Consider the following 21,052-nt stretch of genomic DNA (forward strand, 5'->3'; position numbering starts at 1 on the left):
CATAGGCTTTATCGCAACGCAACATGGAATATGCGAGCGATGCGCCCGCTTAGGGGATTGAGATGACGATCAAGACGGTTGGCGTGATCGGGGCCGGGCAGATGGGCAACGGCATCGCTCATGTTTTCGCCTTGGCCGGGTTCGAGGTTCGTCTGAACGATATCGACGCCGAGCGCGTGAAGGAGGCCATCAAGCGGATCGAAGAGAATCTCGGCCGGCAGGTGGGCCGGGGGCTGATCGAGGATGTGGACCGGAAGGCGGCGCTGGCGCGGATCACGCCGACCGCGGCTCTGGCGGATGTCGCGCGGACCGACCTCGTGATCGAGGCCGCCACCGAGAAGGAGGAGGTGAAGCGGGGGATCTTCTCCGCGCTGCTGCCCGACCTGAAGCCGGAGACGATCCTCGCCACCAACACGTCGTCGATCTCCATCACCCGGCTCGCCTCCGGCACCGACCGGCCGGAGCGATTCATGGGCGTTCATTTCATGAACCCCGTGCCGCTGATGCAGCTCGTGGAGCTGATTCGCGGCATCGCGACGGACGAGCAGACCTTCGAGACGCTGAAAGGCGTGGTCGACAGGCTGGGCAAGACCTACGCGACCTCGGAGGATTTCCCCGCCTTCATCGTCAACCGCATTCTGATGCCGATGATCAACGAGGCGATCTATACGCTCTATGAAGGCGTCGGCACGGTGGAGAGCATCGATCTTTCGTTGAAGCTCGGCGCCAATCACCCGATGGGGCCGCTGACGCTCGCCGATTTCATCGGCCTGGATATCTGCCTCGCGATCATGAATGTGCTGCACGAAGGCTTGGCGGATACGAAATACCGGCCCTGCCCGCTGCTGACCAAATATGTGGAGGCGGGATGGCTCGGCCGGAAGACCAATCGCGGCTTCTACGACTATCGCGGCGACAAGCCGACGCCGACGCGCTGAACGCGCCTTCTTCCCCCGCGGGGCGGGCGCCGCCCCGCCGGGCGCCCGTCTCCTGATTGAAAGGGGGGGCGCGCAATGGCGGAACTCCCCAAGGGCGACCGTGCCGGCTGGAACTCTGAAGCCGGCCGGGAAGAGCATCCGCGTCCATGAGCGGGATTTCAAACACAAGGGCCGCCGGCGCCGCCCGCAGGGAAGAGGCGCTGACGAACGGCGCCTGACGGCCGCGCCCTTCACCGCCGTCCGCCATTCAAGCCGCAGCCTCGCCGATCATCCGCCGGCCGGCGGACACGGGGGGGCGTTCATCTGACGGGAGCGGGGCGGATCGCCCCTGCGACACTCGCGCCCGGCGCGAAAAAAGCGCCCGAAGGCGAGGCGGCCCATCCCGCCGAACGCCCGTCCGGCGCGCCGGCGCGCGGCCGGATGGCCCCGAAATCACCGATATGAGCCGCGGATCGGGGCGGACGGCGCCCGCGCGGCGGGCCGAAGCCGGGTCTCGACCATCGGCGCCCGCGGATCAGAAATGAGCGAGGCCGTCTAGACATGCGCGCCGCTAGCGGACAAGTTGGCGAGGTATAAGAAGATCAAGGGAGAAGATGATGCGTTTATTTCTAGGCCTTCTGGCGCCGGCGGCGGCGCTCGCGCTGAGCGCGGCTCCGGTTCACGCGGATCAGTTCGTCCGCATGCTGAGCGGCCCGGCGGGGGGATCATGGTATCCGCTCGGCGCCAAGATTATGCAGCTATTTCAGGAGGATGTTGACGGGATCGCGACGTCGAACACCTCTGGCGGCGGCGTCGGAAACGTGAAGGCGGTCAGCGACGGCGACGCCGAGCTCGGCTGGTCCTACGCGCACACCGCCGCGAACGGGTATAACGGCGTGGGAACCTTCAACAAGAAATATGACAATATTCGTCACTTCGCCACGCTCTACCCCTCCTTCTTCCAGACCGCGGTGCCCGCCGACAGCGATATTCACTCCTATCCGGACATGAAGGACAAGAATATCAGCCCCGGTCAGGCCGGATTCACCGGCACCGCGTTCGCGGAGTCGATCCTCAAATATTACGGCTTCGGCTTCGACGACGTGAAGGCGAACGGCGGCACGGTCAGCCACGCGAGCTACACCGAATCCGTGGCGCTGATGAAGGACGGGCATATCGACGTCTACATGGCGGTGACCTCGATGCCGCAGGCGTCGTTCATCGAGCTTGAGCAAAGCCCCGGCATCCGCTTCATCGGCATCCCCCAGGATGACCTTCAGAAGATCATCGACGTCAATCCGGGCTTCATCACCGGCGTCATGCCGGCCGGCGTCTATGAGAGCATCAAGGAGGACATCCACACGCTCGGCGCGGCGGCGGTGCTCGTCATCAACAAGGACGTGCCCGACGAGATCGCCTACGAGATGTGCAAGTCGCTCTGGGCGAATCACGCCGCGCTCGCGGAGGTGAAGGGCACCTGGAACGCAGTGAAGCTCGAAACCGCGCTCAACGGCGCCGCGATCCCGGTCCATCCCGGCGCGCAGCGCTGCTATGACGAGCTTGGCGTCGGCGGCTGAGCCCGCCGGGCCTGCAGAACCGCGGGCCGGGCGCCCCATCGGCGCCCGGCCCCGACTTCAAGCGGCGCGAGACCGCGATAAACCGGGATGGCGATGAGCGAAGCGAACCAGATTACCTATCACGAGAAGCCGGAACTCGGATTTCTGGAGCGGCTTCTCCTCGATCGACGCCTCAATCTCGTCAACGCGCTGCTGTTCTTCTGCGCCGCGATCAGCCTCGCGCTGGCGGTCTTTCATCTCTACGCCGCCGTCTTCGGCGCGCCGGAGGGCCGGTCTTTCCGCTCCACCCATCTGACGGTGATGCTGTCGCTCGCCGTGCTGATGAACCCGCTTTTCCGCAAGACCATGCGCGATCCGGTGATCATTCCGGGCGACCCCAGGAACGGTCTGCGCGCGCTCGGTCTCGGGATCGACCTGCTTCTGGTCGCACTGGTGCTGGCGGTGCAGATCTGGACGATCTCGGATGTCAGCGCCTTCCAGATGCGCATGGGCGACAAGGATCCGGGCGATCTTCTGATGGGCGGGGTCCTGATCTTCCTGGTGTTCGAGGGGACGCGCCGCGCGGTCGGCTGGGCGATGGTGATCATCACCGGGATCTTCATGATCCACACGCTTTTCGCCGACTATTTCTTCGGGTTCTTCTACGGGCCGCCGGTGAGCTGGAGCAAGTTCGTCGACGTTCTCTTCATGAGTTCGGACGGCATTTTCGGGATCCCGCTTCACGTCGCGGCCACCTACATCATCCTCTTCATCATCTTCGGGGCGGTGCTGATCCGCTCGGGCGCGGGGCGGTTCTTCATCGATCTCGCCATATCGCTGACCGGGCACAAGATCGGCGGCCCGGCCAAGGCGGCGACGGTGGCGAGCGCGCTGATGGGCACGGTGTCGGGCTCCGCCGTCGCCAATGTCGTCACCACCGGCTCCTTCACGATTCCGCTGATGAAGAAGGTCGGCTATCGGGGGAAATTCGCCGCGGCGGTGGAGGCCTGCGCCTCTTCCGGCGGGCAGATCACCCCGCCGATCATGGGCGCGGCGGCGTTCATCATGGCCGAGTTTCTGGCCGTGCCCTACACCACGATCATCATCGCCGCGATCATCCCCGCCGTGCTCTATTTCGCGACGGTCTATTTCATGGTGCACCTGGAGGCGGAAAAGGACGGGATCGGCTCGATCCCGCGCGAAATGCTGCCCAAGACCCGCGAAGTTCTGCGGCGCGGATGGCATCTTCTCATCGCGCTGGTGATCCTGATCGCGTTCCTGCTCTACGGGTTCACGCCGATGAAATCGGCGTTCTACGGTCTCGTCGCGCTCGTCGGGCTGAGTTTCATCAACCCCGCGACGCGGATGAGCCCGGTCGATCTTCTCGCGGCGCTCGAGGCGGGCGTGCGCTCCTCGATCGCGGTCTCGATCGCCTGCGCCTGCGCCGGGTTGATCATCGGCTCGGTCTTCGTCTCCGGGCTGGGGCTGAAATTCACCCAGTCGGCGATCGTGCTCGCGGACGGCAACCTGCTCATCCTCCTCGCGCTGACCGGCGTCGCCTCGATCATCCTTGGGATGGGCATCACCACGACCGCGGTCTACATCACCGTCGCCGCGCTGATCGTGCCGGCGCTGATCCGGATGGGGATCGAGCCGATCGCGGCGCATATGTTCGCCTTCTATTTCGGCGTCGTCTCCGCGATCACGCCGCCGGTCGCGCTGGCGGCCTTCGCCGGGGCCGCGATCGCCAAGACGCCGCCAATGGCGACGGCGGTGGAGGCGACGCGCGTCGGCATCGCGAAATACATCGCGCCGCTGATCTTCGTCTATAATCCGTCGCTGCTCTTCGTCGGCCCGCTCTGGCTGACCGCCGTTTCCTCCGTCCTCGCGCTCGGCGGGCTCTGGATCCTGACCATGGGGCTCGAGGGCTGGTTCGAGGGGCGGCTCCATATCGGGCGGCGGATCGGCGTGCTCGTCGCCGCGGGGCTTCTTCTCTATCCGCCGGTCCTGACGCTGTTTGGCGTCTCGGGCTGGTGGGCGGCGCTGGCGGGCGTGGGGCTGGCCGCGATCTGCATCGGGCCGAGGCTCCTGTCGTCGCGGCGGCTGGCGCGGGAAGGAGCGGCGCGATGAGGGATATCTTTCTCGGCAAGCCGGCCCACTGGCTGATCGTCGCCGTGCTGGCGGGACTCGGATGGGGCGCGGGGCTCGCGCGTCTTCACGTCACCGATTTCAATCTCTTCGTCATCGGGCTTACAGCGGTCTCGGCCGTCGCGCTCGCGCTGGTGATCTGGACCAGCGGCGCGGATGAAAGAGTGACGCGCGATCCGATCGAGGAAGACGAAGATGAAGACGACGACGCATGACGCCGGAGAAGCCGCTGCTTCGATGACGCAGAAAAGCGGGCTTCCGGTGATCGGAGCGCCGGCGCCGGGCGAGATGGGCGCCGCGGTCGCGGCCGCGTATGTCCGCGCGGGCGGGACGGCGCTGACGGTTCTCGCCGGGCGGAGCGCGGAAAGCCGCGAACGGGCGGCGGAGGCGGGGATGACCGCCTGCGCCGATCTGGACGAGCTGGTCGCCGGGTGCGACCTCTTTCTCTCCATCGCGCCGCCCGCGGCGGCGCTCCCGCTCGCCGAGGCGGCGGCGGCCTCGATGCGCCGGACCGGCGCGCGCCCGCCCTTCGTCGAATGCAACGCGATCTCGCCGGATCACCTCGTCGGCATCGGCGCGCTCTTCGACGCGGAGGCGTTTGTCGACGGCGGGATCATCGGCATGCCGCCGCATGGCGGGCGCCGGCCCCGGCTCTATATCTCCGGGCCGCCCTGTCCGGCGCTGGCGCATCTCGACGGCGTGGCCTTCGAGATCCGCCCGCTTGGCGTTCGGCCGGGCGCCGCGTCCGCGATCAAGATGTGCTATGGCGGCGTCACCAAGGGCGTGAACGCCATCCTGATGGCGGCGCTCCTGACGGCGGAAGGCTTCGATCTCGCTGAGCCGTTCATGGCGGAACTCTCCGCGAGCCAGAGCGGGCTTTCCCGGCGGCTGGAGACGGGCGGGCCCCGTCTTCACGCCGATGCGGGCCGCTGGGCGCCGGAAATGCGCGAAATTTCGCAAAGCTTCGCCTCTCGCGGCCTGCCGGGCGAGTTGCATGAGGGCGCCGCGCGGCTCTATGAGATTCTGGACCGCTCTTCGCTTGGCGCGGAGACGCGCCGCACGCTCGACCCGGCGCGGAGCGCGCTGGAGACGGCGCGGATCATCCTTGCGGATCTCCGCGCCGAGCGCGAGGACGGCTAGCGCGGCGACGGCGCCGACGACAACGAGGATTGGACCGAGAGATGAGCAAGAAGACCTACGCCGAGTTCCGCAGCGCCCGCTGGTTCACGCCGGATGATTTCCGCGGCTCGGGGCATCGCTCGCGCGCGATGCAGATGGGCTACGCCCCCGAGGACTGGGAGGGCAAGCCGGTCATCGCGATCATCAACACCTGGTCGGATGCGCAGCCCTGCCACATGCATTTCAAGGATCGCGTCGAATGGGTGAAGCGGGGGGTGCTGCAGGCGGGCGGCTTCCCGATGGAGCTGCCGGCGCTCTCGCTCTCCGAAAGCTTCGTGAAGCCGACGACGATGCTTTATCGCAACATGCTGGCGATGGAGGCGGAGGAGCTCCTGCGCTCCCATCCGGTCGATGGCGCAGTGCTGATGGGCGGCTGCGACAAGACCACGCCGGCGCTGATCATGGGCGCGCTCTCCATGGGGCTGCCGTTCATCTATCTGCCGGCGGGGCCGATGCTGCGCGGCAATTACGCCGGAAAGATTTTCGGCTCGGGAACCGACGGGCTTAAATACTGGGACGAGCGGCGCGCCGGGACCATCACCAAGGAGCAATGGACCGGGATCGAGGGCGGCATCGCGCGCTCCTACGGCCATTGCATGACCATGGGCACGGCCTCGACCATGACCGCGATCGCGGAGGGGCTGGGCCTCACCCTGCCGGGCGCGAGCTCGATCCCCGCCGCCGACGCCAATCACCAACGGATGAGCGCCGCGGTCGGGCGGCGCGCGGTCGAGATGGTCTGGGAGGATCTCACCCCGGAGAAGATCGTCACCCCCGCCGCCATCGGCAACGCGCTGACCGTGGCGATGGCGACCGGATGCTCCACCAACGCGCTGATCCACCTGATCGCCATGTCGCGCCGGGCCGGGGCGCCGATCGGCCTCGACGATTTCGACCGGGCCAGCCGGGAGACGCCGGTGATCGCCAATATCCGCCCATCGGGCGACAAATATCTGATGGAGGATTTCTTCTACGCGGGCGGGCTGCGCGGATTGATGAAGCAGCTTGGCGACAAGCTGGATCTCGGCGCGATCACCGTCACCGGCCGAACCCTCGGCGAAGGGCTGGAGGGGGCGGAGGTCTATAATGACGACGTGATCCGGCCGCTGTCGAACCCGGTCTATCATGAAGGCTCGCTCGCGGTGCTTCGCGGCAATCTCGCGCCGGACGGCTCGGTGATCAAGCCGGCCGCCTGCGACCCGGCGCTCCATGTCCATTCCGGGCCGGCGCTGATCGCGAACAGCTATCCCGAACTGAAAAAGATCGTCGACGACGAGAACCATCCGATGTCGCCGGACACGGTTCTGGTGCTCCGAAACGCCGGGCCGCAGGGCGGGCCGGGGATGCCGGAATGGGGCATGATGCCGATGCCGAAGGCGCTCCTGAAGCGGGGCATGCGCGACATGGTGCGCATTTCGGATGCGCGGATGTCCGGCACCGCCTTCGGCGCCTGCGTCCTTCATGCGGCGCCGGAGGCGTTCATCGGCGGGCCGCTCGCGCTCCTGAAGGATGGCGATATCATCGATCTCGACGTCCCGAACCGCACGCTCAACATGCGGGTGAGCGATGAGGAGCTGGCGCGCCGCCGCGCCGAATGGACGCCGCCGGAGCCCCGCTACCAGCGCGGCTACGGCCTGGTGTTCAGCAAGCATGTGGAGCAGGCGGACAAGGGCTGCGACTTCGATTTTCTGTTGACCGAATATGGCGCCGAGACGCCCGAGCCGGAGATTTTCTGAGATGAGTGCGATGAACCCGGAGACGAAAGAGAAACTGATGGGCGTGTCCGTCGCCACGCTCGCCACCGCGCTGTTCAAGCGGGGGCTGCGCAATCAGGTGATTCAGGACGTGCGGCCGGTGGCGGCGAAGGGGCGCAACATGGTCGGCCCCGCCTTCACGCTCCGCTATATTCCCGCGCGGGAGGACCGGAACACGCTGGCCGAGTTCCGCAACCCCGACCATCCGCAGCGCAAGGCGATCGAGACCTGCCCGGAGGGCGCGGTTCTGGTGATGGACGGCCGGAAGGATCCGCGCGCCGCCTCGGCCGGGGATATCCTGATCACGCGGCTGATGATGCGCGGCGGCGCCGGCGTCGTCACCGATGGCGGGTTTCGGGACGCGATGCGGATCGGCGAGCTGGAGATCCCCGCCTATCACAATCGCCCCTCCAGCCCGACCAATCTCACCATCAACGAGGCGATCGAGATCAACGGGCCGATCGGGTGCGGCGATGTCGCGGTCTTCCCCGGCGACGTGCTCGTCGGAGACGATGACAGCGTGATCGTCATCCCCGCCCATCTCGCCGACGAAGTCGCGGCGGAGGCGGTGGAGATGACCGCCTATGAGGATTTCGTGGTCGAGCAGGTCAAGGCCGGCGCGACGATCGTCGGCCTCTACCCGGCGACGAAGGAGGAGAATCTCCGGAAATTCGAGGCCTGGCGCCGGGAGAGGCGCCGCTGACTCGGCCCACCTCGCCCCTTCGAAGAGTTGAAGGAGGAATTGAAGACGGAACGCGGGCGCCGGCGGAGCGCGCGGTGACGCCTCGTTGAAAATCGGCGGCTTGCGCGGGCGGGCGGCGCGGGCGCCGGTGCATTCGGCCCCGTCCGAATGGGCTGGCCTGGCGGCGGCGCGCGAGGCCCGGCGCATTGCGCCCGGCTCCGGCCTCGCCTATGGACTCGCTTCTTTTGGAGAGGGTTGTCATGTCGGACGTCAGCCGCGCTGAGACGAGGGGGCTTCCCCGGTGGGAGCTGATCACCCTGGTCGCCAGCCTCATGGCGCTCAACGCGGCGGCGATCGACATCTTCATCCCGGCGCTTCAGAACATTGGCGAGGCGCTCGGCGTCGACGCGGAGAATCAGCGCCAGTTCGTGATCACCAGCTACCTCGCCGGCTTTGGCGCGGCGCAGTTGATCTACGGCCCCCTCGCGGACCGCTTCGGCCGCCGGCCGGTGCTGTTCTTCGGCCTCGGGCTTTACGCCCTGGGGGCGCTCGCCGCCGTGTTTTCGCCGACCTTCGGCGCTCTTCTCGCTCTTCGCGCGGTTCAGGGCGTCGGCGCGGCGGCGACGCGCGTCATCGCCGTCACCGTCGTGCGGGACTGTTTCGGCGGCCGCCGGATGGCCAGCGTCATGTCGCTGGTGATGATGATCTTCATGGCCATCCCCGTGATCGCGCCCAATATCGGGCAGTTGATCATGCTGTTCGGAACCTGGCGGGAGATCTCCTTCGTCGTCGCGCTCTTTGGCGTCGCGGTGCTGGTCTGGTCGGCGCTGCGCCTGCCCGAGACGCTGCACCCGGAGGACCGGCGCCCGCTGACCGTGCGGCACACGGCCATGGCGTTCAGGCTCGTGCTGTCGAACCGCGTCGCATTCGGCTACACCGCCGCCACGGCGACGATCTTCGGGGTTCTGTTCGCCTTCATCAACCAGGCCGAGCAGCTCTACACCGAGGTCTACGGCATCGGCCCGGAGTTCACGCTCTATTTTTCGGGAGTCGCGGTGCTGATGTCGGCCGCGAGCTTCCTGAATTCGCGGCTGGTGGGGCGGTTCGGCATGCGGCGGCTCGCGCACGGCGCGCTGATCGGGTTCTGCCTGCTCAGCGGGTTTCATCTCGCGCTTGCGTGGATGGCGGGGGGCGCGACGCCGTTCTGGCTGTTCTACGTGCTGATCACGCCGACCTTCTGCCTCTTCGGCTTCATCGGCACGAATTTCAACGCGCTGGCGATGGACCCGCTCGGGCATGTGGCGGGCACCGCGTCCTCGGTGCTCGGCTTCGGGCAGACGCTGGGGGGCGGGTTCATCGGCGCGATCATCGGCTACGCCTATGACGGCACGATCATCCCGCTGTTCGCCGGGTTCTTCATCCTCTCTCTCTGCTCGCTCATGCTGGTCGCCATCGCGGAGCGCGGGCGCCTGTTCGAGCCGCATTATTCCGCGGGCCGGGAGGCCGAGGCCCCGCGCAGGTGACCCGCGCGGGGCGCTGACCTCGGCGTGACGCGGCGCTTCATGAGACAAGCGCGCGCCGGCGCCATGCGGCCCACCTTAATCCAACGCTTGAAGACTCGGCTTTACTGGCGACTTGTGGGTCGCGGGCAAAGGAGTCAAAGGTTGGTGGGCCATTTACCAAATAAAATGTTATTGTTACGGTGACTGGCGGCGGTGACGTCCCGACCGCGCCATCGCGAATGTTTCTGGGGAGGAACGCATATGTCGACCGGCGCGTTGATACTGGAATGCGACAATGTCAGCCGAAGATTCGGCGGCGTGCGCGCCTTGCAGAACGTGTCGGTGAGCGTCGCCAAAGGCGAGATTTTCGGGCTGGTCGGGCCAAACGGCTCGGGCAAGACGACGCTGGTCAACGCGGTGACGGGGTTTTACCCGCCGCAAGAGGGCCGGATCCGCTTCGAAGGCCGGGACATCACCGGCGTCAAGCCGTTCCGGATCGCGAAATCCGGCATCGCCCGCACCTTTCAGAACGTCGCGCTCTTTCGGGGCATGAGCGTGCTCGACAACATCCTGATGGGCCGCCACATCTACATGCAGCCCAATCCGCTCGCCTCGCTGTTCTATCCGTGGTGGGCGGGGCGCGAGGAGGTCGCGCACCGCAAGCAGGTCGAGGAGGTGATCGACCTGCTGCAACTCGAAAGCGTGCGCGACGAGCATGTGGACGTGATCCCGCTCGGGCTTCAGAAGCGGGTCGAGCTGGCCCGCGCGCTGAGCGCGGAGCCGCGCCTTCTGGTGCTGGACGAGCCGATGGCCGGCATGAACCAGGAGGAGAAGGAGTACATGGTCCGCTTCATCCTCGACGCGCATGAGCAGCTGGGCGTGACCGTCGTCATCATCGAGCATCACATGGACGTGGTCACGGCGATCTGCAGCCGGATTCTCGTGCTGAACAATGGCGAGACCATCGCCATGGGCCCGCCGGCGGAGGCGATCGCCGATCCGGTGGTGGTGGAGGCTTATATCGGGGGCAAGCGCGATGCGGCCTGATGGCGCGCCGATGCCGGACGAGGCGCATCTGCATCCGAACTGGAAGGCGGACGACCATCTGATCGCGGCGCTGGCCCGGAACGCGTCGATGCATCCGCGCGAGGTCGCGATGCGCGAGCGCGACCACGGCATCTGGAACGAGGTGACGTGGGCGGAGTATCTGACCCGGGTGCTGGACATGGCCGCCGGGCTGGAGACGGCGGGCGTCGGGCCGGGCGAGGTGGTGCTGGTGGTGGGCGACAACCGCCCGCAGCTCTACATCGCCATGCTGGCGGCGATCTGCCTCCGCGCGATCCCGTCGCCGGCCTATCCGGATGCGCCGCAGACCGAGATCCTCGGCCAGATGCGGCGCGAGGGCATCCGCGCCGCCCTCGTCGAGGATCAGGAGCAGGTGGACAAGCTCCTGCCGCTCCGGAGCGATCATCCCGATCTCGCGCTCATCGCCTATGACGACCCGCGCGGGCTCGGCGGCATGGAGGATGAGGGCGTCGTCGCGCTGACCGATCTCGCCGCGCGGGGCCGCGCCCGGCTGGCGGCGGAGCCGGGGCTGGCCGAGGACCTGAAGGGGAGGGCGTGCGCGCATGACGTCGCCGCGCTCCTGCATTCGTCGGGCACCACCGGCGCGCCGAAGGGCATCCCGCTCAAGCACGGGCATGTGCTGGCGGCGGTGCGGAACGCCTCAGCCGCGGGATATTTCGCGCAAGGCGAGGCGCATATGGCCTATCTGCCGATGGCCTGGGTGGGGGATTTCATCTTCTCCATCGCCGCCGCGCTCGAATTGCGGTTCGTCGTTCACGTGCCGGAGCGCCAGGAGACGGCGCAGCATGATCTCCGCGAGATCGCGCCCACGCTCTATTTCGCCTCGCCGCGGGCCTGGTCGTCGATGTTGACGCGGATCCAGGTCGGGATCGCGGAGACGCGCGGCCTGAAACGCGCGCTTTACGAGCATTTCATGCCCTTCGCCATCGAGCTGGAGCGGCGGCGGCTGGGGGGCCGGAAGCCGAGCCTCGGCGCGCGGCTCTGGCGGCTTGTGGGCGAGGCGCTGATCTATGCGCCGCTCCGCGACCAGTTGGGGCTCCGCCGGGTCCGGCGGCCCTACACCGCCGGCGAGGCGATCGGCGAGGATGTGTTCCTGTTCTTCCGGGCGCTGGGGCTCAACCTCCGGCAGTTCTACGGCCAGACCGAGAATTGTGGGCTCGCGGTCGCGCAGCGCCCCGACGACATCAGCCTGACCAGCGTCGGCCATCCGTTTCCGGGAACCGAGGTCAGGATCGACGAGGATGGGGAGATCCTGCTGAAGGGCGACAATGTGTTCGACGGCTATTTCCGCAACGACGCGGCGACGGCCGAGGCCTTCCGCGACGGCTGGCTCCTGACCGGGGACGCCGGGCGCTGGGTCGAGGACGGGCAGCTCATGGTGCTGGGCCGCGTCTCGGAAATGATCGAGACGGCGCGGGGCGAGCGCTTCATTCCGACCTATATCGAGAACCGGTTGAAATTCTCGCCATATATCCGCGACGCGTGCGTGATCGGCGCGGGGCGGGATTTTCTCTCGGCGATCGTCTGCATCGACTTCGCCGCCGTGGGGCAATGGGCGCAGGAGAACGCCGTGGCCTACGCCTCCTACGCGGATCTCGCGCAGGCGCCGGAGGTGGTGAAGATGATCGAGGCCGAGATCGAGGCGGTCAACGCGCAGCTCCCCGACGGGCCGCGCATCCGGCGCTTCGTCAATCTTCACAAGGAGTTCGACCCGGACGACGGCGAGGTGACGCGCACCCGCAAGCTGCGCCGGAGCGTGATCGACAAGACCTACGCGCCGATCATCGCCGCGCTCTACGATGGCCGCGACAGCGCCGATTTCGAGGCGCAGATCACCTACGAGACCGGCCAGCAGGGGACGATGACGCGCACGCTCGCCATCGCCACGCTTCAGCCGGGGAAGGGAGGGGCCTGACATGTGGTATTTCCTTGAACTTCTGGCCAATGGGGCGCTGGTCGGGCTGATGTATTCGCTCGTCGCGCTCGGCTTCGTGCTGATCTTCAAATCCTCGGGCGTGGCCAATCTGGCGCAGGGCGCGCTGGTGATGCTGGCGGCCTATGCGGTCTGGTTTGTCGCGGCGATGGGCGCGCCGCTCTGGGCGGCGGTGCTGATCGGCTGCGTCGCGATGTTCGGCTTCGGCCTTCTGGTCGAGCGGGTGCTGCTGCGCCGGATGGTCGGGCAGCCGATCATCATGGTCGTGATGCTGACGCTCGGCCTCGAGATCCTGCTGCGCGGGCTGGCGCCTGGCGTTCTCGGCGCGGCGCCGAAGCCGCTCAGCATCGGCGTCGGCCTCGCGCCGGTCATCATCGGAGACGTGTTCGTGAACCGCGCCTATCTCTGGGGCGGCGTGCTGGCGCTGGCGCTGATCGGCCTGTCGCTGGCGTTCTTCCGCACGCGGCTCGGCACCAAGATGCGCGCGGTCTCCGACGATCATGTGGCGAGCTGGGCGGTGGGCCTGAGCGTCGAGCATATCATCGGCCTCAGCTGGGGAGTCGCGGGGATCGCGGCGGTCGGGGCCGGGGTGCTCTGGGGGTCGGTGCAGGGCGTGGACTGGACCCTCTCCAGCCTCCTCTTTCCCGCCGTCGCCGTGGTGATCCTCGGCGGGCTCGATTCGATCCCGGGCGTGCTGGTCGGCGGGCTGCTGGTCGGCATCCTCGGCAGCGTGATTCCCGGCTATCTCGACTCGGCCGTCGGCGGCAGCACGCGCGAGGTGGTCACGTCGCTCATCATCCTGCTGACCATTCTGGTCCGGCCCTACGGCATTTTCGGCCGCGAAGACATCGAGAGGATCTGAGCCATGTTCTATCGCCTCTCCGGCGTCCACCACACCCGCTACCAGAGCGCGCGCGCGCTCTGGCCCTTGCCCGCGGACCGCTGGCAGGTGATCGGCCTGCTGGTTCTGGCGCTGGCGGCGCCGCTCTTTCTCTCGCCGCTCTATCTCGGCAGCTATCTCCTGCCCTGGATGATCTGGAGCGCGGCGGCGCTTTCGCTGACGCTGCTGATGGGGCTGGCGGGGCAGCTTCATTTCGGCTTCGCGGCGGTCATGGCGATCGGCGCCTACAGCGCCATCCACCTCACCCGCGCGGGCCTGCCGTTCGAGCTGGCGCTGCTGGGCGGCGGCCTGTCGGCGGCGGTGATCGGCGCGGGGTTCGGCTTCGCGGCGCTGCGGGTGAAGGGGCTCTATCTGGTGATGGCGACGCTGGCGATGCAGTATCTGGTGGATTGGGTGATCATCAACGTGCCGGCGATCTCGGGCGGCGCGCAGGCGACGCTCCGCACCCCGGCGGTGTCGTTTTTCGGGCTTCCGGTGGCCGGGCTCGAGGCGCGCTATTATCTGGCGCTGGCCTGGGCGGTGCTGCTCACGGTCTTCTTCCTCAATGTGCGGCGCACCAGTTTCGGGCGCGCGCTGATCGCCATCCGCGACAAGGATTTCGCCGCCGCCGTGATCGGGGTGGACCCGTTCCGCTACAAGCTGCTGGCGTTCCTCACCGCGTCGTTCATGGGGGGCGTGACCGGGGCGCTGCTCGCCTTCTGCTACTACCGGGCGGTGACGCCGGAGCAGTTCAGCTTCAACGTCTCGATCCAGCTGGTGGCGATGGTGCTGGTCGGCGGGCTCGGCAGCGTGATCGGCGCGTTTCTCGGCGCGGGATTCGTGCTGCTGGCGCCGATCGTGCTGACCAATTTCGTGGCGATGCTGGGCGCGGCGGGGATCCTGGACGTGTCGCAGAACCTGATGGCGCATCTGCCGCTCATCATCTACGGCGCGATGATCATCGGCTTCCTGCTCTTCGAGCCGCTGGGCCTCGCCAAGATCCATGACAACATTCGGAAGTATTTTCTGGTCTGGCCGTTTCGCCATTCCAGGAGCTGACGCCCTCTTCGGGGGCATTCATAACGGGAGGAAAAGACTCATGAACTGGAAACGCAGAACAGCGCAGCTGGCGGCGGCGACGCTCGCCGCGGGCCTTGGCGCGGGGGCGGCCGCCGCGCAGGACGCGCCGATCAAGTTCGGGCTGCTGCAGGATTTCACCGCCGTCTACACCTTCGTCTCGGGCGAATACAATCAGGGGCAGCAGGACTATCTGGCTCTGGTCAACGCCGAGGGCGGGGTGGAGGGCCACATGGTCGAGGCGATCGTGCGCGACCACGGCAACCAGCCGCAGCGCGGGATCGAGGCCTATAACCGCGCCCGCGCGGACGGCGCGATCCTGTTCGATTTCTTTTCGACGCCGGTGTCGCGGGCGCTGGTCGATCAGGTGATGAAGGACAAGGTGGTGCTGATCACCGCGCTCCACGGCCGGGGCGACGCCAGCGACGGGGAGGTGTTCCCTTACGTCTTTCCGATGATGGCGACGTATTGGAGCCAGTCGACGGTCCTCATCAACTATCTGAAGGACAATGGCGGGCTCGAAGGCAAGAAGATCGCGCTCGTCCATATCGACAGCCCCTTCGGCAAGGAGCCGCTGCCGGTGCTGACCGAGCTGGCCAGCCAGGAGGGCTTCGAGCTGCAGGCGTTCCCCTACGCCAGCCCGGGCAACGAGCAGAGCGCGACCTGGTCCGAGGTGCGCCGGTACAAGCCCGACGCGGTGCTGATCTGGGGCGCGGGCGGCGGCCAGTCGGTCTCCGTGCGCGAGGCGATCCGCAACGGCATCGACCCGGAGAATATCCTCTCGGTCGTCTGGCTGGCGGGAACGGACGCGCGGAACGTGGGCGTGGACGTGATGACCGGCGTCAAGCGGTTCGAGGCGGTCTCGAGCGGGACCGAACCGGCGATCATCCAGCGCATTCTTGAAAAGGTGGTGGAGCCCGGCAACGGCGCGGGCGACAAGGCCAATGTCGGCTCCTCTTACTACAATATCGGCGTGGCCTCGATGGCTGTGTCGGTCGAGGCGGCGCGGCTGGCGCTGAAATCCGAGGGGGCCCCGCTCGACGGGACCAAGCTCAAGGCCGGGTTCGAGCAGATCAAGGACTTCGACGCCGAAGGGCTGATGCCGAAGATCACGATCACGCCCGCGGATCACCAGGGCGGCGGCGCGGGCCGCGTCTCGCGCTGGAACGGCGAGGCCTGGGAGCCGGTGTCCGAATGGGGCGCCGCCTATCAGGACGTGGTCTGGAAGGAGATCGCGGAAGGCGCGGCGGCCTACAAGAAAGGCGACTGAGCATGCCGAAACTGACGCTCGAGAATGTCGAGGTTATCTATGACAAGGTCTTCCTTGCCATCAAGGGCGTCTCGCTTGAGGTTGAGGAGGGCGGCATGGTCGCCCTCCTCGGCGCCAACGGCGCGGGCAAGAGCACCACGCTGAAGGCGGTGAGCGGCCTTCTGGGCCCGGAGCGCGGGCTGGTCACGCGCGGATCGGTCCGCTTCGGGGAGGATGATCTCCTGCGGATGGGCGCGCCGCAACGGGTGGCGCGCGGCATCGTGCATGTGCTGGAGGGGCGCCGGGTCTTCGGGCATCTGACGCCGGACGAGAACCTGATCGCGGCCTGGCATGGCGGCGGCGGCGGGCGCTTCGACGAGATCCGCGACCGGGTCTATGAGTATTTCCCGCGCCTTCGCGAGCGCGGCCGCTCCAAAGCGGGCTATCTTTCCGGCGGCGAGCAACAGATGCTGGCGATCGGGCGGGCGCTGATGACGCAGCCGAAGCTGATCATGCTGGACGAGCCCAGCCTCGGGCTTTCGCCGATCCTGGTGCGTGACATCTTCGCCATCATCCGCGAGATCAACCGGAGGGACGGGCTTGGCGTCCTCCTGGTCGAGCAGAACGCGGCGGCGACGCTGGATATCGTCGACGCCGCCTATCTGATCGAAAACGGCCAGGTGGTGATGAGCGGCCCGGCCGAGACGCTGAAGGAAAATCCCGACGTGCAGGAATTCTATCTCGGCGGCGCGGGGCGGGTGGATTACCACGCCGTCCGCCATTACCGGCGCCGCAAGAGATGGCTCAGCTGACGCGCCATTAATAGGTATTGACAATACCGAATATGACCTGAAGAAAGGCGGCGCCGGTTCCGGGCCGCTGCGGCGCGCCCGGGCGGTTTCGTCGGCGGCGGTTCGGTGTCGCAACCGCCCCGCGGATGCATTTTCTCATGCGACCGAGGGAGAGTTTCCAATGACGACATCGGGAGAGGCGTCGACGATGCAGGTTGTCGATGCGCAGAGCCTGGCGCCATTCGAGCGCCATGCGCGCATTTTCGAGATCGCCGACGCGCTGGAGCCGGGCGCGGCGTTCATTCTGGTGAACACGCATGATCCGAGACCGCTCCACGCGCAGCTCGACGCCATGTATCCTGAAGAGTTCTCGTGGACCTATCTCGAGCAGGGGCCTGCGAACTGGCGCATCGAGATCAGGAAGGTCGCAAGCGCCGCCTGATTTCGGCGCGGCCGCCGCCGATCCCCTGGCCATCGCGCCGTTGCGCGAGGCCCCGGGATCGGCGGATACGCGTCACCTCGCAGCCGGCTTCGCATCGGCGCCGGCGGCGCGCGCCGACATATCCGAGAGACTGACGGCGACCGGGTCGCTGGCGGGGAAGGTGGCGCTCAACGCCTCGTCGAGAAGCGCGTCGAGACGGGCCTTCCGGGCCGCTTCAGCCACGCCTCCGTCCTGCGGGCTCGCGCGAGCCTCACGCCAGGGCTCCAACATTTTCATCTCCTCCAATTTCTGCGGGCGCGCCGCCCGTGGACGGGATGTGGCGCGGCGACCCTCTTGAGCCGGCGTCGGCGGATGCGAGGATGGTCCCGTCCGCGTCGACGGCGACGCGCGTTCCCCGATCCGCGGAGAAGAAGATCAGCCGCTTCCTTTCATGGAAACCGCCTTCCCCACGCTCGAACCAGCTGCTGATCGAGCCAAGGCGCATGCGCTGTTCGAGCTCGGCCGGGGTGATCCCGAACGCCTCGGCGACGGCGGCCGTGTCGACCGTGTTCCTGTCGTTTGAGATTTCGATCCTGATCATCGGATGTCCTCCTGTCCCGGGGTGGGTGAAAGGGGCGCTCCGCGGCGCTCCCGCCGGTTGAAAGCGGCGCGCCCTCCGCGCCGGCCATCCGGCGCCGGGGCGCGAAAGTCGGTGACGGCGGCGAGACGCATGGTCGCTCCATTCATAATCAGTATTGACAATGCGTAATATGGGGACGGAAATGCGTATTGCAAATACCGTATATGTGGCGAGGTCGAAATTTCGACCATCGCGCGAGGAGAAAGATGGTGATGGATCGTTCGAATGAACAGAGAGGCGCGCCCCCGTCCGGCCCGGGCGGGGGAATTTCACCTTCGAAGGCGCGATGGATCATCCGGCTTGCGGTGGCGGTCGTCGCCAGCGCCGTGAGTTTTTTCCTGTCCTGGCCCTATTGGCGCGACTTCAGCTACTGGCCGGAATCGAAGCCCATGTGGATGCTCTATTTCGTCGTCGGGTTCCTGCTGGCGATCTATGTGTTCCACGTCTTCCTCGGCGTGCTCGGGACGCTTTTCGAGCATGACGCCATCGAGCGCGCCAGATTGGCCGAGGCCGACGGCGACGGGGGCCGGCCATGAGCTGCCGCCCGGGCGAGCCCTGCGAAGAGGGCAAGAAGCGGCGGCTGGCGATCGGCATGCTCGGGGTGATGGCGCTGATCTTCATCGCGCTGTCGCTGATGTCCTTTCTCGGGTCGCGCGTTCAGGCGATCCCGGATCAGGTCGAATACGCGGGGTCCGACGCGGTCTCTGGCAAGCGGGTCTTTCAGGCCTATAACTGCATGGGTTGTCATACGATCGTCGGCAACGGCGCGTATCTCGGGCCGGACCTGACGCAGGTCTACGCCAAGGTCGGCCCGGCCTGGCTCGAGGCGTTCCTGCCTTCGGCCGGCGCCTGGCCCACGCGCGCCGCCGTTCAGGTGCAATTGCAGAAATCGGAGGTCGCGGAGGAGGCCGGCGTCGACGAGATCGAAGCCTATCTCGCGAAGTATCCCGCCGCCGCCGAACGGATCGAGCGGCGCGCCGGCCACAAGACGATCATGCCGAACCTGCCCTTCAGCCGCGACGAGATCGGCGACGTCATCGCCTTTCTCAAATACACGTCGATGATGGACACCGAGGGCTGGCCGCCGGCGCCGCGCGTCGACGGGCTGACGTTCCGCCAGGCGATCAAGGCGCCCGCCGCCGCCGTTCAGGCCGCCGCGGCGCCGTCTCCCGGCCCGGCGCCGGCGGCGCCGGCCGATCCGGCCGCGCTCGGCGCCGCGCTGGTCGAGGACAATGGCTGCACAGCCTGTCACGCGCCGACCGGCGACGTCGTGGTCGGTCCCGGCTGGGGCGGGCTCTATGGCGAGGACGTGACGCTCGCCGACGGCTCGAACGCCCATGTCGACGACGCCTATCTGACCACGGCCATCACCGATCCCAACGCGCAGGTCGCCGCCGGGTTCGATGCGGACGTCATGCCGCCCTACGCCGACATTCTGAGCGATGACGAGATCGTCGCCATCGTCGCCTATATCCGCAGCCTCGGGGGAGAGGACCAATGATCCGGATCGAATATCAGACCCAACGGCTGAGCCTGCGTTTCTTCCTGGTGATGCTGATCCTGTTCGCGGTCCAGACCGGATTCGGCCTGCTTCTGGCGGCGCAGCACATCGACCCGATGCTGCTTTCGGGCGTGCTCAATTTCAACGTGGCGCGGGCCGAGCACACCAATCTCGGCATCCTCTGGATCCTCGCCGGCTTCATCGGCACGATCCTGTTCATCGGGCCGCTGCTCTCCAAGCGCGAGCTGGCGGCGCCCTGGCTGATAAAGATCCTGTTCTACGCGCTGGTCGCCGTCGTGATCTGGAACGTCATGACCCAGTATCTCGCGCAGGACGGCGTCGCCGGCTGGTGGATGGGCCAGCCCATGCTGCAGGAGGGGCTGGAGTATCTGGAGGCGGGGCGCGTCGCCGATCTCGTGATCCTGATCGGGTTCGGGATCCTCTGCTACGTCGTCCTGCGCACCTTCCCGCCGGTCTCGCAATGGAATGAGATTCACTGGGGGCTGGGGCTTGGCGTCGTGGCGCTGACGGCGGTCTGGGTGTTCGGGCTCTTCTTCATCGAGCGGCTCGATCTTCAGGAGTATTTCCGCTGGTATGTCGTGCACTACTGGGTCGAGGGGGTCTGGGAGGTCATCCATATCAGCCTCGTCGGCTTTCTGGTGGTGCTGATGTTCAACGCGACCGTCAAGGAGGTCGGCTACGCGGTCTTCTGGGGGATCACGCTGGTCTGGCTCTCGGGCCTTCTTGGCAACGCGCACCATTATTTCTGGGTGGGCACGCCGGAGTTCTGGCAATTCTGGGGCTCGCTTTTCAGCGCCCTGGAGCCGTTGCCGCTGATCTTCTGCTTCTGGCATATCTATCTCGACGCCCATCATGACCGCAAACCGATCTCCAACAAGCCGGCCTTCGCCTTTCTTCTGGGCTCGGTGGTGCTGGAGCAGGTGGGCGCCGGAATCCTCGGCTTCAGCATGACCTTCGCGCTGACCAATGTCTGGTCGCACGGCACCTGGGTGACGCTGAGCCACGCGCATCTGGCGCTCTTCGGCACGTTCGGAATGCTGGGCCTCTCCGCAGCCTATTATGCGGTTCCGCTGATGCGCGGCGCCCGGGATTTCGATCAGCGCCCCGGGCTCCTGGCCTTCTGGCTGGTGTTCGCGGGGATGCTGGGGCTCGCCTTCGCCTTCGCGATCGGCGGCACGGTCCAGGTCTTCGTCTACCGCGCGCTCGGCCTCGACTGGTTCGGCGGCGATGTCTCGTCCGCGATGCGGATCTTCAAGCTGCTGACGCCGATCTTCGGCCTGATCTTCGCCGCCGGCGTCCTCCTTCTCGTCTATGACCTCTTCACCATCGGTTTTCGCGCGGCCATCCCGCGGCCGCAGGCGGACCCGGCCCCGCTGCGCGCCGCCGGCTTCCGGCGATTGCTGACCGGCTGGGAGGCCGGGCTCTGGCTGCTCGGGATGTGGGTCTTCGGCGGGATCATCACGATGGGCCTGCTCAGCTTCAACCTCTCCAGCGTGCGCGCCGGCGGCCCGGGTCTGCCCTATCTCCTGGGCGGGGTGGGGTATTCCGGATTGTTCCTGGTGACGCTGCTCTTCGTCTCGCGCTTCCTGAGTTCGCTCAACGCGCGGGGCGTCGCGCCCGTGGCCGCGGCTGGAGGGAAAGCGCCCGCCATGGAGCCGGCGGAGTAGGGGGGGCGCGCCGCCTCCCGCTCTCCGTCGCCGCCGCGCATCCGGGCC

The 21,052-nt window shown here is 67.1% G+C and carries 20 protein-coding genes; 18 read left to right on the forward strand and 2 right to left on the reverse strand.

Annotation, left to right across the window (positions count from 1 at the left end; all coding sequences use genetic code 11):
* The first annotated feature begins 62 nt into the window (after positions 1 to 62).
* The 15 genes from WG921_RS02970 to WG921_RS03040 all read left to right on the forward strand — a co-directional run bounded on the left by WG921_RS02970 (position 63) and on the right by WG921_RS03040 (position 17,196).
* Positions 63 to 938: a 3-hydroxybutyryl-CoA dehydrogenase gene (locus tag WG921_RS02970; RefSeq protein WP_340107713.1), complete on the forward strand. Its 876-nt coding sequence runs from the start codon at positions 63 to 65 to the stop codon at positions 936 to 938.
* 596 nt (positions 939 to 1,534) lie between these two features.
* Positions 1,535 to 2,494 (forward strand): TAXI family TRAP transporter solute-binding subunit, encoded by a 960-nt coding sequence (locus tag WG921_RS02975; protein WP_340107714.1) that lies wholly within the window; start codon positions 1,535 to 1,537, stop codon positions 2,492 to 2,494.
* A 93-nt stretch (positions 2,495 to 2,587) separates the two neighbouring features.
* A complete protein-coding gene (locus WG921_RS02980; protein WP_340107715.1) occupies positions 2,588 to 4,603 on the forward strand; it encodes a TRAP transporter permease in 2,016 nt (671 codons plus the stop codon).
* Positions 4,600 to 4,836, forward strand: coding sequence for a hypothetical protein (locus WG921_RS02985; RefSeq protein WP_340107716.1), 237 nt, complete (start codon positions 4,600 to 4,602; stop codon positions 4,834 to 4,836). The genes WG921_RS02980 and WG921_RS02985 overlap by 4 nt, the downstream gene beginning before the upstream one ends.
* On the forward strand, positions 4,817 to 5,761 hold the full coding sequence (locus tag WG921_RS02990) for a DUF1932 domain-containing protein (protein WP_340107717.1): 945 nt from the start codon (positions 4,817 to 4,819) through the stop codon (positions 5,759 to 5,761). The genes WG921_RS02985 and WG921_RS02990 overlap by 20 nt, the downstream gene beginning before the upstream one ends.
* Positions 5,762 to 5,802: 41 nt before the next feature.
* Complete coding sequence (gene araD / locus WG921_RS02995) at positions 5,803 to 7,536, forward strand: L-arabinonate dehydratase (protein WP_340107718.1); 1,734 nt, start codon at positions 5,803 to 5,805, stop codon at positions 7,534 to 7,536.
* Between the two features lie 10 nt (positions 7,537 to 7,546).
* Positions 7,547 to 8,257 (forward strand): ribonuclease activity regulator RraA, encoded by a 711-nt coding sequence (locus WG921_RS03000; protein ID WP_340108003.1) that lies wholly within the window; start codon positions 7,547 to 7,549, stop codon positions 8,255 to 8,257.
* Positions 8,258 to 8,496: 239 nt separating this feature from the next.
* Complete coding sequence (locus WG921_RS03005) at positions 8,497 to 9,759, forward strand: multidrug effflux MFS transporter (protein ID WP_340107719.1); 1,263 nt, start codon at positions 8,497 to 8,499, stop codon at positions 9,757 to 9,759.
* A 240-nt stretch (positions 9,760 to 9,999) separates the two neighbouring features.
* Positions 10,000 to 10,785, forward strand: coding sequence for an ABC transporter ATP-binding protein (locus WG921_RS03010; RefSeq protein WP_340107720.1), 786 nt, complete (start codon positions 10,000 to 10,002; stop codon positions 10,783 to 10,785).
* Positions 10,775 to 12,739 (forward strand): AMP-dependent synthetase/ligase, encoded by a 1,965-nt coding sequence (locus WG921_RS03015; RefSeq protein ID WP_340107721.1) that lies wholly within the window; start codon positions 10,775 to 10,777, stop codon positions 12,737 to 12,739. Before WG921_RS03010 ends, WG921_RS03015 begins: the two co-directional genes overlap by 11 nt.
* Before the next feature lies 1 nt (position 12,740).
* Positions 12,741 to 13,619 (forward strand): branched-chain amino acid ABC transporter permease, encoded by an 879-nt coding sequence (locus WG921_RS03020; protein ID WP_340107722.1) that lies wholly within the window; start codon positions 12,741 to 12,743, stop codon positions 13,617 to 13,619.
* A gap of 3 nt (positions 13,620 to 13,622) precedes the next feature.
* Positions 13,623 to 14,696, forward strand: a complete 1,074-nt coding sequence (locus WG921_RS03025) for a branched-chain amino acid ABC transporter permease (RefSeq protein ID WP_340107723.1) — start codon at positions 13,623 to 13,625, stop codon at positions 14,694 to 14,696.
* A 40-nt stretch (positions 14,697 to 14,736) separates the two neighbouring features.
* Positions 14,737 to 15,984, forward strand: a complete 1,248-nt coding sequence (locus WG921_RS03030; RefSeq protein WP_340107724.1) for an ABC transporter substrate-binding protein — start codon at positions 14,737 to 14,739, stop codon at positions 15,982 to 15,984.
* A 2-nt stretch (positions 15,985 to 15,986) separates the two neighbouring features.
* Complete coding sequence (locus WG921_RS03035; protein ID WP_340107725.1) at positions 15,987 to 16,775, forward strand: ABC transporter ATP-binding protein; 789 nt, start codon at positions 15,987 to 15,989, stop codon at positions 16,773 to 16,775.
* Positions 16,776 to 16,935: 160 nt separating this feature from the next.
* Positions 16,936 to 17,196 carry a DUF2249 domain-containing protein gene (locus tag WG921_RS03040; RefSeq protein ID WP_340107726.1) on the forward strand — a complete coding sequence of 87 codons (261 nt, stop codon included), beginning with the start codon at positions 16,936 to 16,938 and terminating at the stop codon, positions 17,194 to 17,196.
* Between the two features lie 72 nt (positions 17,197 to 17,268).
* On the opposite strand, the gene WG921_RS03045 is transcribed toward WG921_RS03040, so the two are convergent.
* Positions 17,269 to 17,418, reverse strand: coding sequence for a hypothetical protein (locus WG921_RS03045; protein WP_340107727.1), 150 nt, complete (start codon positions 17,416 to 17,418; stop codon positions 17,269 to 17,271).
* A 28-nt stretch (positions 17,419 to 17,446) separates the two neighbouring features.
* Positions 17,447 to 17,776, reverse strand: a complete 330-nt coding sequence (locus WG921_RS03050; protein WP_340107728.1) for a DUF6522 family protein — start codon at positions 17,774 to 17,776, stop codon at positions 17,447 to 17,449.
* Positions 17,777 to 18,027: 251 nt separating this feature from the next.
* Here WG921_RS03050 and WG921_RS03055 point away from each other — a divergent pair, with 251 nt between their 5' ends.
* Genes WG921_RS03055 through WG921_RS03065 form a run of 3 tightly spaced genes read left to right on the forward strand, consistent with a single transcriptional unit; the run spans position 18,028 to position 21,004 of the window.
* Positions 18,028 to 18,351: a hypothetical protein gene (locus tag WG921_RS03055; protein ID WP_340107729.1), complete on the forward strand. Its 324-nt coding sequence runs from the start codon at positions 18,028 to 18,030 to the stop codon at positions 18,349 to 18,351.
* Positions 18,348 to 19,316: a cytochrome c gene (locus WG921_RS03060; RefSeq protein WP_340107730.1), complete on the forward strand. Its 969-nt coding sequence runs from the start codon at positions 18,348 to 18,350 to the stop codon at positions 19,314 to 19,316. The genes WG921_RS03055 and WG921_RS03060 overlap by 4 nt, the downstream gene beginning before the upstream one ends.
* Positions 19,313 to 21,004, forward strand: coding sequence for a cbb3-type cytochrome c oxidase subunit I (locus WG921_RS03065; protein WP_340107731.1), 1,692 nt, complete (start codon positions 19,313 to 19,315; stop codon positions 21,002 to 21,004). The genes WG921_RS03060 and WG921_RS03065 overlap by 4 nt, the downstream gene beginning before the upstream one ends.
* Positions 21,005 to 21,052: the final 48 nt, after the last annotated feature.

Origin of the sequence: Paludibacillus litoralis (assembly GCF_037646705.1) — a bacterium.
Classification (GTDB): Bacteria; Pseudomonadota; Alphaproteobacteria; order Rhodobacterales; family Rhodobacteraceae; genus Pikeienuella; species Pikeienuella litoralis.

What these genes read in the sequence shown, in the direction of transcription:
- WG921_RS02970 (WP_340107713.1), top strand. Translation starts at nt 63, where the DNA reads ATGACGATCAAGACGGTTGGCGTGATCGGGGCCGGGCAGATGGGCAAC.
- WG921_RS02975 (WP_340107714.1), top strand. Translation starts at nt 1,535, where the DNA reads ATGCGTTTATTTCTAGGCCTTCTGGCGCCGGCGGCGGCGCTCGCGCTG.
- WG921_RS02980 (WP_340107715.1), top strand. Translation starts at nt 2,588, where the DNA reads ATGAGCGAAGCGAACCAGATTACCTATCACGAGAAGCCGGAACTCGGA.
- WG921_RS02985 (WP_340107716.1), top strand. Translation starts at nt 4,600, where the DNA reads ATGAGGGATATCTTTCTCGGCAAGCCGGCCCACTGGCTGATCGTCGCC.
- WG921_RS02990 (WP_340107717.1), top strand. Translation starts at nt 4,817, where the DNA reads ATGAAGACGACGACGCATGACGCCGGAGAAGCCGCTGCTTCGATGACG.
- araD (WP_340107718.1), top strand. Translation starts at nt 5,803, where the DNA reads ATGAGCAAGAAGACCTACGCCGAGTTCCGCAGCGCCCGCTGGTTCACG.
- WG921_RS03000 (WP_340108003.1), top strand. Translation starts at nt 7,547, where the DNA reads ATGAACCCGGAGACGAAAGAGAAACTGATGGGCGTGTCCGTCGCCACG.
- WG921_RS03005 (WP_340107719.1), top strand. Translation starts at nt 8,497, where the DNA reads ATGTCGGACGTCAGCCGCGCTGAGACGAGGGGGCTTCCCCGGTGGGAG.
- WG921_RS03010 (WP_340107720.1), top strand. Translation starts at nt 10,000, where the DNA reads ATGTCGACCGGCGCGTTGATACTGGAATGCGACAATGTCAGCCGAAGA.
- WG921_RS03015 (WP_340107721.1), top strand. Translation starts at nt 10,775, where the DNA reads ATGCGGCCTGATGGCGCGCCGATGCCGGACGAGGCGCATCTGCATCCG.
- WG921_RS03020 (WP_340107722.1), top strand. Translation starts at nt 12,741, where the DNA reads ATGTGGTATTTCCTTGAACTTCTGGCCAATGGGGCGCTGGTCGGGCTG.
- WG921_RS03025 (WP_340107723.1), top strand. Translation starts at nt 13,623, where the DNA reads ATGTTCTATCGCCTCTCCGGCGTCCACCACACCCGCTACCAGAGCGCG.
- WG921_RS03030 (WP_340107724.1), top strand. Translation starts at nt 14,737, where the DNA reads ATGAACTGGAAACGCAGAACAGCGCAGCTGGCGGCGGCGACGCTCGCC.
- WG921_RS03035 (WP_340107725.1), top strand. Translation starts at nt 15,987, where the DNA reads ATGCCGAAACTGACGCTCGAGAATGTCGAGGTTATCTATGACAAGGTC.
- WG921_RS03040 (WP_340107726.1), top strand. Translation starts at nt 16,936, where the DNA reads ATGACGACATCGGGAGAGGCGTCGACGATGCAGGTTGTCGATGCGCAG.
- WG921_RS03050 (WP_340107728.1), bottom strand. Translation starts at nt 17,776, where the DNA reads ATGATCAGGATCGAAATCTCAAACGACAGGAACACGGTCGACACGGCC.
- WG921_RS03055 (WP_340107729.1), top strand. Translation starts at nt 18,028, where the DNA reads ATGGATCGTTCGAATGAACAGAGAGGCGCGCCCCCGTCCGGCCCGGGC.
- WG921_RS03060 (WP_340107730.1), top strand. Translation starts at nt 18,348, where the DNA reads ATGAGCTGCCGCCCGGGCGAGCCCTGCGAAGAGGGCAAGAAGCGGCGG.
- WG921_RS03065 (WP_340107731.1), top strand. Translation starts at nt 19,313, where the DNA reads ATGATCCGGATCGAATATCAGACCCAACGGCTGAGCCTGCGTTTCTTC.